The sequence below is a fragment of the Allobosea rubneri genome, from assembly GCF_032464875.1.
In the GTDB taxonomy this organism is placed as follows: Bacteria; Pseudomonadota; Alphaproteobacteria; order Rhizobiales; family Beijerinckiaceae; genus Allobosea; species Allobosea rubneri.
The window spans coordinates 13,627-24,633 of sequence record NZ_JAWDID010000020.1 but is presented as its reverse complement, the minus strand read 5'-3'; the positions used below and the strand labels follow the sequence as shown (position 1 = coordinate 24,633).

The window sequence follows — 11,007 nt, the reverse complement described above, 5'->3', positions numbered from 1 at the left end:
CGGGCTCGCTCAGACCTTGATCTCGCCGGGCGCGATGGTCAGGCCCTGGTTGACCTTCACGTCCTGGAGCGTCTGCCGCCAGAGATTGGAGGCATGGACATAGCCGAGCACGCCGAGCGGCGCGTCGCGGGCGGCGAGCGACTGCAGCTTGCCGTAAAGCTCCTTGAGCTTGGCTTCTTCCGTCTCGGCGAAGGCGGCCGCCAGCGTCTGGTTGAACTCGGGATTGTTGTAGCCGGTGCTCTTGGACAGCACCTGCTCCGGCGTCAGGCAGACCTGCATGATGTAGCTCGGCTCGCCCGGCGACATGAAGACCTGCAGCGCCGCCTGATGCTCGCCGCGGATCGCCTGCTGGATCAGCACCGAGAACTCGTAGACCTTGAGATTGACCTTGATGCCGATCTTGGCGAGCTGCGCCTGCACGAAAATCGCCGCATCCTTGGTGTCGAGCAGATAGGGTTCGGCCTGGATGCTGAGGTCGAACTCGGCGCCGGTAGCGTATTTCGACTTGGCGAGAAGGGCCTTCGCCTTTTCGAGATCGAAGCCGAGCTCCTTGTCGGCCTCGGCGTTGAACCACCAGCCGCGCGCCGGCGCCGGCACTGAGGACGCATCGAGCAGCCCGTAATAGACCTTCTCGCCGATCGTCTTGCGGTCGATCGCGGCCGACACCGCCTTGCGGAAGTTCACATCGTCGAACGGCGCCTTCAGGTTGTTGGTGTACATCAGCAGCGCGCCGCCCAGCGTTGGGCGCGAGGCACCGGTGACGCCCGGCATCGTCTTCAGCCTGTTGAATTCACGCGGCGGTGGGGCGCTGATCAGGTCGACCTGCCCGGTGAGAAGATAGGCGACGCGGGTCGCATCCTCCGGGATCATCTTGACGACGAGCCGGTCCCAGTGCGGCAGGCCCTTGCGCCAATAGTTCGGGTTCTTCCTGAAGCTGATATAGTCGTTCGGCTTCCACTCCTCGAAGACGCCGAAGCCGGTGCCGACGCCGGCGGGCTTCGACTTGAAATAGTCGTCGCCATGCTCCTTGCGCGACCCCGCGGGGTAGATGCCCATGTATTTCGTCAGGAAATAGAGCCAGGGGCCATAGGGCTCCGACAGCTCGAACTGGACCTTCAGCGGGTCGAGCACCGTGACCTTGGTGATCCTGGTGAACAGCGAGCGCCGCGCCGCCTTGTTCGCGGGGTCGAGCAGGTAGTCGAAGGAGTATTTCACATCCTCCGCCGTCATCTTCTTGCCGTTGTGGAAGGTGACGTCGTCGCGCAGCTCGAAGGTGTAGGTCTTCTTGTCCGCAGAGATCACCGGCAGCGCCTTGGCCAGCTGCGGCTTCAGCACGCCGTCGATATCGTATTCGACCAGGTTCTCGAACACGGTCTGTCCGAGGACCATCGCATCGTGATTGAGCTGGTTTATCGGATCGATGGTGATCGGATTGCTCGGCAGGACGATGGTCAGCGTCTTGCCGGCGTTCGGTTGGGCGTGGAGCAGGCTCGCGGGCAAAAGGCCGCCCAAGGCGCCGCCCGCTGCGGCTGCGAGAAACGCGCGGCGATTTGTCGGCACGGTCAGCATCGGAGTCCCCCTTGTTTTATGGCAATGCCTTGGCGGCGCCGGAGACCGGCGCCGCGCCGAACATGGGAAAGCTAGAGCGCTGAGGCGGCGAATAAAAATAGGAAGTGCTTGCCGCTTGATTGTCTTTCGCTATCGTTTGGTAAGCTGTCGACAATCCCCCGGCCCCCTCTTCGAGACGCCGCTCCGCGGCTCTCCAGGATGCGGGCCCTCATGCCGAGATGGTCCCGGAGCGGTGCGCTACACTTTCGGCCAGGCGGAAGCATTCTATTGGGTGGCCCGGCTGGGAGGATTCCGCGCCGCCGCCCAGCATCTCAACCTGTCGCAACCGACGGTCAGCCTGCGCATCAAGGAGCTCGAGCGCATTCTGGGCGCCGAGCTTTTCGACCGCTCGCACTATCGCCCCTCCCCCACGACGCTGGGCAGCGCGATCTATGCCGATGTCGAGCGCATGCTGGCCCATGCCGAGCAGGTGCAGCGCCACAGCAAGGAAGGCCTGCGCGGCAAGAGCCTATTGCGCATCGGCGCCGCCGACTCCTTCGCCGCCGCGATCCTGCCCGATCTCCTGGCCCAACTGGCGCGCCGCCATGCCGAGCTTCAGGTCGACGTCACCGTCGATTTCAGCACCCGGCTCGAGCAGCTGCTGCTCGACCGCTCGATCGACATCGCCTTCCTGTCGCAGCCGCGCGCCCATGAGGGCGTCACCATCGCCCCGCTCTGGCTGATCGACCTCGTCTGGGTTGTCGGAGCCGGCCTGCCCTTTTCCGGCAACGTCGCGACGCCGGAAAACCTCGTCGACCTGCCGATCTTCACCAACAGCTCGCCATCCGGCCTGTTCACCACCATCCAGATGTGGTTTGGCGCGCACGGGCTGAAGCCGCATCGTCTCAACACCTGCAACCCGCTGACCGTGATCGCCCGCCTCGCCAGCGCCGGCACCGGCGCAGCGATGATCCCGCGCGAGATGATCCATCTCTCCGGCGAGAACCTTGCCCTGCGCGTACTTGAGGCCGACCCGCCGATCCCCGCGCACAATCTCTGCGCGATGTGGTGGAACACCGAATCCGCCGATCTCTGCGGCTATCTCGCCAATCTCGCCCGCGAGATCGCGATGAACTGACGGCCCGTCCGGGGCAGACCCCGCTGGAGCGTCGAGACACTCGCCAGCGAGCCCGTCGCCCGAGCGAGCTCGAAATGCGTCCGGGCACAGCTGGGATTGAACTCGACCGCCAGGACAAGATGATGCGCGTGCAGTCGAGTTCCCGCCGCCATCTGCTGGCGGCCGATCGAGAAATGAGCGAAGGCGGCATAGATCCGACCGAGATCTATTTCCCCTAAGCAAGATTGCGGATTAAAATCAGATAAAACAAACGGTTAAACCCATCACCTAAGATCGCGCGGTTGGCACTCGCTCGCGGAACCGTTCACCTGCCGGGAATGTCGTTGGCGACGACCAATGCGAGCTTGCTGCGAGTAACACCCTTCCGAATTCTTCTCTGTGCGAGTTCGCGCTTCGCTTTGAGCTTCTGCTGAATTCTCGACAGCGCCTTCCCAGGTCGTTTCATTCAGCGCCCCCACGGCTACCCAGGGGAACGGTCGTCAATCTGAACGCCGCTTGCAGCCCCCAAATGGGGGCCACAGGAGGCCTTCATGTCGAGGCAACGCTGCTGGCGAACTCACTGCCAGTGGTGGGCTTCGCGATGACCCATCTGCCCCTGGCGCCGAGACGAAGCCGCGGCAGTCGCCCTGAAGACGCGGATCGATTGATCCGGCCGTGCGACTTGCCAATCGGATCGCGGCCGCTCCGCTATTTGCCCACGCGAGGGTCCACCAGGCTGTAGAGCACATCGACGAGCAGGTTCACGATCATGAAGGTCAGCGCCATGAACAGCACGATGCCCTGAATCACCGGATAGTCGCGCCGGGAAACCGCATTGATCAGCAGCCGCCCGACACCGGGGATGTTGAAGACGATCTCGATGGCGATCGCACCGCCCATCAGCACGGCAAAGGTGATGCCGATCGCCGTGATGATCGGCATCAGGGCGTTCTTCAGGGCGTGCCGGGCGATGACGACATGGCCCGGGAGGCCCTTGGCACGCGCCGTCCGGATGAAATCCTCGCCCAGCACGTCGAGCATGCTCGAGCGGGTGATCCGCGCGATGAAGGCAGCCTGGACCAGGCCGACCGAGAGCGCCGGCAGGGTCAGCGACCACAGGCACTGCCAGAAGCCGCGTTCGAGCGGGATATAGCCGGCGACGGGGAACCAGCGGAACTCGACGGCGAAGAGCAGGATCAGCATCAGGCCGAACCAGAACTCCGGCATCGAGACCCCGAGCATCGCCAGTCCCATGGCGACCTGATCGGCCGGGCCGTTGCGGTTGACGGCCGAGACCACGCCGGAGACCATGCCGATGGCGACGGCGATGACGAGCGCATAGAGCGTCAGGATCAGCGTCGGCTCGACCCGCTGCAGGATCGCCTGCGTCACCGGGATGCGCAGGAAGATCGACTCGCCGAGTTCCAGCGTCAGCATCTGGCGTAGCCAGACCCCGAGCTGGACCAGGAAGGGTTCGTTCAGGCCGAGCTGCTCGCGCAGCGCCGCGATGCGCTCCGCCGTCGCATCGGCACCGAGCATCACCGCCGCGGGGTCACCGGGCGTCAGATGCAGCAGGATGAAGACGAGGAACAGCGGCACGAAGAGGCTCGGCAGCAGCAGAACCACGCGCTGGAGGATGTAGCGCAGCATCAGTCGTTCCCGCCCGAGTGTCCCATGCCCGCCAGTGCCTGGGTGATCACGCTCGCGGGGGCTCCGGCCTCGACCCGAATCTCGTGCACCGGCATCTGCCGGTAGATTCCGAAATCCTTGAAGCCATGGCCGGTGACCATGCAGACGACGCGCTCGCCGGCAGCGATCTCGCCGCTTTCGATCAGCTTGAGAGCGGCGGCGAGCGAGCTCGCGCCCGTCGGTTCGGCAAAAATGCCGTTGCCGGCGGCCAGTGCCCGCATGGCACTGCGGATCTGGTCGTCCGTTACCGCGACCGCCTTGCCGCCGGTCCGGCGCACGAGATCGAGCGTATAGGTGCCGTCGCGCTCATAGCCGATCAGCGGATCGGAAATCCCCGAGGCGATGGTCTTCGGCTCCCCCCAGGCGGAGACGGCGGCGGCGTTGTCCTCGAAGGCGCGGACGATCGGCGCGCAGCCCTCGGCCTGCACGGCCAGGATCTTCGGCAGGCGGCCGCCCTTGTCAGCAAAACCCTGGACGACGCCCTTGACGAGCGGCCCTGAGCCGGTCGGCACCACCACCCAGTCGGGCGCGCTGTCGCCGAGCTGCGCATGCAGCTCGTGGCCAACCAGGCGCAGGGCGTCGGTGCCATAGGGGTTGATGAAGGTCGTCGTGACGTTGACGAAGCCCGTCTCCTGCGCGACCGCCAGGGCCATCGCGTAGGAATTGCTGTAGTGCCCCTCGACTTTCACGAGCAGCGCACCATAGGCAGCGATCTGGGCCATCTTCTCGGTCGGCGTGCGTTCCGGCACGAGGATGACGGCGGGAATGCCGGCGCGTGCCGCATAGGCCGCCGCGGAGGCGCCCGCATTGCCGCTGGAGGCACAGACGAGCCCCTTCGACCCGAAGGCTAGTGCGGTGGTGAGCGCGGCACTCACCAGGCGATCCTTGAAGGAGCCGCTCGGGTTGCGCGTCTCGTCCTTGAACCAGAGCATGCCGCCGCCGGAGGCCAGCGAGCCCGGCCGGGCCTGCAGCAGCGGCGTCCACCCCTCGCCCAGCGTCACTGCCGGGGAGACGAGCCCGGCCGCCCAGGCTTCACCGGTCTCGGCGCCGCGGTCGACTTCGAGGATGCCGCCGCAGGCATCGCAGGCATAGCGCAGCGTGGCGGGATAGTTGGCGCCGCAGGAGACGCAGCAAAGGCTCATCGTGTTCATGGGTCAGCGTCCCTGCATCTTAGGATCGAGTGCATCCCGCAGACCGTCGCCGAACAGGTTCAGGCCGAGAACGGTCAGCATGATTGCAACCCCGGGGAAAAGTGCCATCCACCAGGCCATCACGACGAAGGCGCGCGATTCCGCCAGCATGTTGCCCCAGCTCGGCTGCGTCGGCGGCACGCCGGCACCGAGAAAGCTGAGCGCGGCCTCTCCGAGCACCGCATAGGAGAAGATGAAGGAGGCCTGGATGATGATCGGCGACAGGACGTTCGGCAGCACATGCCGGAAGAGCGCGTAGAGCCGGCTGCCGCCGACCGCGATGCAGGCCTCGACATAGGGCAGCTCCTTGACGACGAGCACCGAGCTGCGGACCACGCGGGCGACGCGCGGCATGTAGACGATGCCGAGCGCGATGATGACGGTCGAACTGCTGGCGCCGAGCACGCCGGCCATCGCGATCGCGAGCACGATGCCGGGAAACGACATCAGGCCATCGAGAATCCGCGATAGGACCGCGTCGACCCGGGAGAAGAACCCGGTGATCAGCCCGAGGAGCGAGCCGAGCCCGACAGCAAGCACGACCACGGCGCAGCCGATCACGAGCGAGGTCCGGGCGCCGTGCATCACGCGCGACAGCACATCCCGGCCGAACTCGTCCGTCCCCAGCAGATGGACCGCGGACGGCGGCTTGAGGCGGTTCTGGATCGCAAGGGCGTTCGGATCCGCCGGCGCGAGGATGTCGGCCGCGAGCGCCGTGGCGAGGACGAGCGCGATCAGCAGCGACCCGACGACAACGGTGGAGCGGGCGAAGAGCTTGGACAGAAAACGCGGCCGTGCCGGCTCGATATGGACCGTGTCCTGGGCAGCCATGCTCATGCTGCGGTTCCTTCTCGCACTGGCAGATCAATCCTGTAGATCGCGGAGGGGCGGCCATGGCCGATCGGGGCGCTTTCGCCGATCGGAGCGGCAAATCCGGTTTCGGCAAGCTTTGTGAGGACGCGGCGGGCAGTGCGCGAGGTGGTGTTCAGGATGCCGGCCAGTTCGACGGCGCTGTAGCCACGCGACCGGTCCTCGCCGACAGCCTCCAGTATCCGCGCCAGATTGGCCGCCGTGATTCCGGTCTTGTCCGCGAGTTGCAGAACCAGCGAATCCTCGACCCGGATGAGCCGGCTCCTGCCTTGGCCGAGCGGGCCGATCAGCCGGTTGCCATCGAGCACGATATGGATGCCCGCGCCCGTCTGTTCGGCCTGATGCAGGGCCTTGTGCGCGCCTTCTTCGGCAATGGCGGCGCTGACACCGGTGCCGATGCCGATCTCGAAGGAGAAGCCTTGATGCGGAAAGGCTGAGAACGCGGGCGCGGCCGTGAAATCCTGTGTCTGCCGGCGGATGGCTCCGTAGGTCGTGTAGAACAGGTGCAGGCCATTGCCGATGTCGAGCAGATTGACGCCGAGGCTCTCGCTGTAGTCGAGCAGGTAGGTTTCGAGCTCCAGCGCATGGCGGCGGCCATCGGCGATCGAACCCGTGAACTCGGGCGTCCGCACGCGCAGCAGGCCGATGGCGATCTGGGAGCCGCGATAGCGATGCTGCAGGAGGTTCGACACGAGAAGGTCGAGCGCCTTGAGGATCGTATGCTTGGTCCAGAACATGAAGTGGCAGGGAACGCCCTGCTGGGCGAGCTCCCGCTGCACCAGCGAGCGGCAGGTCAGCGCATAGGTCGTGCTGCCGGCGCGATAGTGCCGGATATGGAAGCCGGTGAAGTCGTCGTGAACGCCCCCTTCCCGGAGCGGCATGCTCTTGATGCCGGCCAGGGCGATGTTCAGCTCGCGGCTGACATCGGCGATGATGTCGTCCGATATCGTGTCGACGCTGATCGTCGAAGGGTCGACACCGGCCCGGACGAGATCGAAGAAGGCCTTCACGAGCGAGACTTCGTCGAAGACGACGTAGGAGGCCGGGACCGAAAGCGGGCCCTCGGCCAATGCCAGATGATAGGGAACCGGCCCGGAGAAGAGGATCGCGTCGACGATCCCCTCCAGCTCGCGGGCCAGCCCGATGGCCTCGTCCTGGTCCTCGTAGAGGCGAACATGCAGATCGAGATCGGCATCGGCACTGCGCAAGGCGTGGTCGAGCGGCTCGCTGAATTCAGCGTTGCCGATGATGCCGATCTTGATCCTGCTCATGATGCGATCGCCTCGATGGACCAGGGGCCTGTCACTGCTTCCACGCGTTCCAGTAGAACGGGAACGGTGTCGCAGCGACATTCTTCACGTCGACGTTCTTGACGCCGAGGATGAAGAAGTCACCGAACTTGGCCATCGGGGCCTGGTCCCAGAAGTGCGTCTGCAGCTCCTCCCAGACGCCGAAGCGCTTCTTGCCGTCCATTTCGGTGTTCAGCTTGCGCACCAGCTCATCCTTCTTGGAATCCTCCCAGAAGCCGGGCCAGGCCGGGTCGAAGCACGGCCAGACACCGGGATCCGGCGTGAAGGTCGTCGCGCCGCTGAAGATGTCGTAGGCCTGCGGGTTGTTGCGCTGCTGGACGATCGTGGCCCAGTCGACGACTTCCAGCTGGATGTTGAAGCCGACCGCCTTCAACTGCTCGGTCGCGACGAGCGCGTTCTTGTACATGAAGTCGTATTCACGGGTCGTGAGCCACTTGATCGGCTGCCCGGTATAGCCGGACTCCTTCAGCAGGGTCTTGGCGCGCTCGAGGTCACGCTTGTTGTAGACGCCGCCATCGGCCTTGCTCCACCACTGCGACTGCTCCTGGAAGAGAATGCCTGGATCGAGACGATAGAAGTCCTCGGAGGCGAAGGCAGCGCCCATGACCTGCTTGTTGTCGAGCCCGAGCACGAAGGCCTGGCGGGCGCGCGGGTCGTTGAACGGAGCCCGCTTCTTGTTGAAGACGGCCATGGTCCACCAATAGGGCTTGGTCACCACGGGCTCGATCGTCGGATACATCTTGATCATCGGGAGCATGTCCTGGCTCACCTGATCCGCGATGTCGTAGAGCCCGGTCTGGACGCCCTCCAGGCGCACCGAGACCTCAGGGGTCGGCACCAGCCGCAGCTCGTCGAAATGAGCCACGCGCCGGCCGGCCATGCCGTCGGGCTCGCCGCTGGCGGCCGCGTATTTGGCGAAGCGCTCCAGCTTCAGATGACGGTCGGCGACATGCTCCTTGAAGCGGAACGGGCCGGTGCCGACATAGCTGCGGATCTCGTTGTCGCCGTACTTCTCGATGACGCTCTTCGGGTAGATCGCGGCCTGCTGGTTCGGGAAGGCCAGCATCATCGGAACCACCGGAGACGGCTCCTTGAGCGCGATCTCGACGGTGAGATCATCGACCTTGCGCAGCTCGACGACGTTCTTGAACATCAGCCGGCCGTAGTTCGACTTGCGTCCCCAACGTCCGAGCGAGGCGACGACATCGTCCGCATTGAGGATCGAGCCGTCGTGGAAGGGGACGTTGGCGCGCAGCTTGATGACATAGGTGTTGCGCTTCTCGTCGAAGGCAACGCTCTCGGCCAGCATGGGAACGGCATTGTACTTGCCGTCCAGCGTGAACAGCCCCTCATAGATGTGCCAGCCGACCGACTGGGTGATGAAGGCCGTCGAGTGATGCGCGTCGAGCGTCGGGGGCTCGCCGGTGATCGCGATGTTCAGCACACCGCCCTGCTTCGGCTGCTGCGCAACCGCCGGAAGGCCAGCGGCTCCCATCGAAGCGGCCAAGGCTGCTCCGACGAGCCAGCCAGTCAATCGCCCTATCTTCATCGTCTCTTCCCAGTTCTTTCTTAGTTGCAGACAAGTTGGTCTTGCGGCCCGCAGCAGGCGCAGCGGTGCCGGATGAGCTTGCCGGCTCGCTCGGCCGAAGGGGTGCCGCCCTGCGCCGCGAGGCGCCCGTTGACGTAGATGCCGTCCAGACCGGCCGGATAGCGCCGCGGGTCCTCGAAGGTCGCGATGTCCTGGATCTTCTCGGCGTCGAAGACCACGAGATCGGCCCAGGCTCCCTCGGCGATCAGGCCGCGCTGGGCGAGGCCGAAGCGGCGGGCCGAGACCGAGGTCATCTTCCGGACCGCCTCCTCCACCGACATGATCCGCTCCTTGCGGACATAATGGGCGAGCATGCGCGGGAAGGTGCCGTAGTGGCGCGGATGCACCTTTCCGGTCTCGAGCGGGATGCCGTCCGAGCCGACCATGGCGAAATCCGAGCGCAGCACCGCCTTGACGTCCTCTTCCGACATCTGGTGCAGGATCATGGTGACCCGGGCGTTTTCCTCGAGCAGGATGTCGAGCATGCAGTCGATCGGCTGCTGCCCCCGCTCGGCGGCGATGGTCTCGATGTTCACGCCTTCGAGGCGCCTGTTGGCCTCGCTCTCGACGCCCGAGATCACGACGCGATCCCAGCCGAGCATGCCGGCGAAGTTGTCCCAGCCGGGGAGATTGCCTTCCATGTCGCGGCGGATGCGCTCGCGCGCGGCCGGGTCGGCAAGGCGGGCCATGACATCGGCCGAGCCGCCGGCGGAAACCCAGGGCGGAAGCACGGAGAGCAGCGTGCTGCTGCCGGCAGTGTAGGTGTAGATGTCGCAGGTGACATCGAGCCCCCGCGCGCGCCTGTCGGCGATCAGGTCGAGGGCCCGGCCGATCGTGCCCCAGTTGCGCTTGCCGACGACCTTGAGGTGGCTGACATGGAGCGGCGCGCCGGCCGCCTCCGCGATGTCCATCACCTCGGTGAGGGAGTCGAGCAGCGTGTCGCCTTCCGTGCGGATATGGCAGTTCAGGATGCCGCCTGCCCGCGCTGCGGCCGAAGCGACGGCGACCAGCTCGCGCCGGTCGGCGTAACAGCCCGGCGCATAGAGCAGCCCGAACGACAGGCCGATGGCGCCAGCCTGCATGGCTTCGCTGACCAGCGCGCACATGCGCTCGATCTCCGCCGTGGTCGCGGGACGGTTCTCGAAGCCCATGACCGCGATCCGGACCGCGCCATGCGCGACCTGCGAGACGGCGTTCACCGAGCTCGGAGAGGTCGAGAGCGTATCGAGATACTGGCCGAATTCGTGCCAGACGCCGGACGGCATCGGCCCGAGAACCGGCGTCACATAGCGCACGAGATCCTCATGCCGCTCCGGCGTGGAAGGGCTGCCGCCGAAGCCGCAATTGCCGAGCACGACGGAGGTGACGCCCTGCAGCAGCTTGGGCGCGTGGGAGGGATCGCGCAGGACGGCGAGGTCGTCATGGGTATGGACGTCGATGAAGCCCGGTGCCAGGACCCGCCCGCCGAGATCGACCGTCTCCGCGGCCTCGCCCGCCACCGTCCGGCCGACATCGACGATGCGCCCCTCGGTGATGGCGACCTCGCCCCGAAACCAGGGCGCCCCGGTACCATCCATGATTTTCGCGTTGACGAACTTGCGATCGAGCATCTGGGTCACGATTTAAAGAAATGTCCGTTAATGTCCTAAATTAGACTAGGCGCGGCCAGGCGATCCTGTCAACATGATCCAGCTC

At 65.5% G+C, this 11,007-nt stretch carries 9 protein-coding genes; 2 read left to right on the top strand and 7 right to left on the bottom strand.

Going from position 1 to position 11,007, the window contains the following annotated elements; all coding sequences use genetic code 11:
• Nucleotides 1–9 precede the first annotated feature (9 nt).
• The gene (locus RKE40_RS14585) at nucleotides 10–1,569 is read right to left on the bottom strand and encodes an ABC transporter substrate-binding protein (RefSeq protein ID WP_316018955.1); all 1,560 of its coding nucleotides are present in this window, start codon (nucleotides 1,567–1,569) and stop codon (nucleotides 10–12) included.
• 232 nt (nucleotides 1,570–1,801) lie between these two features.
• Here RKE40_RS14585 and RKE40_RS14580 point away from each other — a divergent pair, with 232 nt between their 5' ends.
• Together RKE40_RS14580 and RKE40_RS14575 are read left to right on the top strand one after the other, a co-directional pair.
• Nucleotides 1,802–2,686: a LysR family transcriptional regulator gene (locus tag RKE40_RS14580; protein ID WP_316018954.1), complete on the top strand. Its 885-nt coding sequence runs from the start codon at nucleotides 1,802–1,804 to the stop codon at nucleotides 2,684–2,686.
• A 74-nt stretch (nucleotides 2,687–2,760) separates the two neighbouring features.
• Nucleotides 2,761–2,904, top strand: coding sequence for a hypothetical protein (locus RKE40_RS14575; protein WP_316018953.1), 144 nt, complete (start codon nucleotides 2,761–2,763; stop codon nucleotides 2,902–2,904).
• 469 nt (nucleotides 2,905–3,373) lie between these two features.
• On the opposite strand, the gene RKE40_RS14570 is transcribed toward RKE40_RS14575, so the two are convergent.
• The 6 genes from RKE40_RS14570 to RKE40_RS14545 form a co-directional block, all read right to left on the bottom strand.
• Nucleotides 3,374–4,315, bottom strand: coding sequence for an ABC transporter permease (locus tag RKE40_RS14570; protein WP_316018952.1), 942 nt, complete (start codon nucleotides 4,313–4,315; stop codon nucleotides 3,374–3,376).
• Nucleotides 4,315–5,505, bottom strand: a complete 1,191-nt coding sequence (gene thrC / locus RKE40_RS14565) for a threonine synthase (protein WP_316018951.1) — start codon at nucleotides 5,503–5,505, stop codon at nucleotides 4,315–4,317. The genes RKE40_RS14570 and thrC overlap by 1 nt, the downstream gene beginning before the upstream one ends.
• Before the next feature lie 3 nt (nucleotides 5,506–5,508).
• The gene (locus tag RKE40_RS14560; protein ID WP_316019009.1) at nucleotides 5,509–6,375 is read right to left on the bottom strand and encodes an ABC transporter permease; all 867 of its coding nucleotides are present in this window, start codon (nucleotides 6,373–6,375) and stop codon (nucleotides 5,509–5,511) included.
• Nucleotides 6,376–6,377: 2 nt separating this feature from the next.
• Nucleotides 6,378–7,685 (bottom strand): hypothetical protein, encoded by a 1,308-nt coding sequence (locus RKE40_RS14555; protein ID WP_316018950.1) that lies wholly within the window; start codon nucleotides 7,683–7,685, stop codon nucleotides 6,378–6,380.
• Nucleotides 7,686–7,716: 31 nt separating this feature from the next.
• Nucleotides 7,717–9,231, bottom strand: coding sequence for an ABC transporter substrate-binding protein (locus RKE40_RS14550; RefSeq protein ID WP_316018949.1), 1,515 nt, complete (start codon nucleotides 9,229–9,231; stop codon nucleotides 7,717–7,719).
• 62 nt (nucleotides 9,232–9,293) lie between these two features.
• Nucleotides 9,294–10,922 carry an N-acyl-D-amino-acid deacylase family protein gene (locus RKE40_RS14545; protein WP_316019008.1) on the bottom strand — a complete coding sequence of 543 codons (1,629 nt, stop codon included), beginning with the start codon at nucleotides 10,920–10,922 and terminating at the stop codon, nucleotides 9,294–9,296.
• Nucleotides 10,923–11,007: the final 85 nt, after the last annotated feature.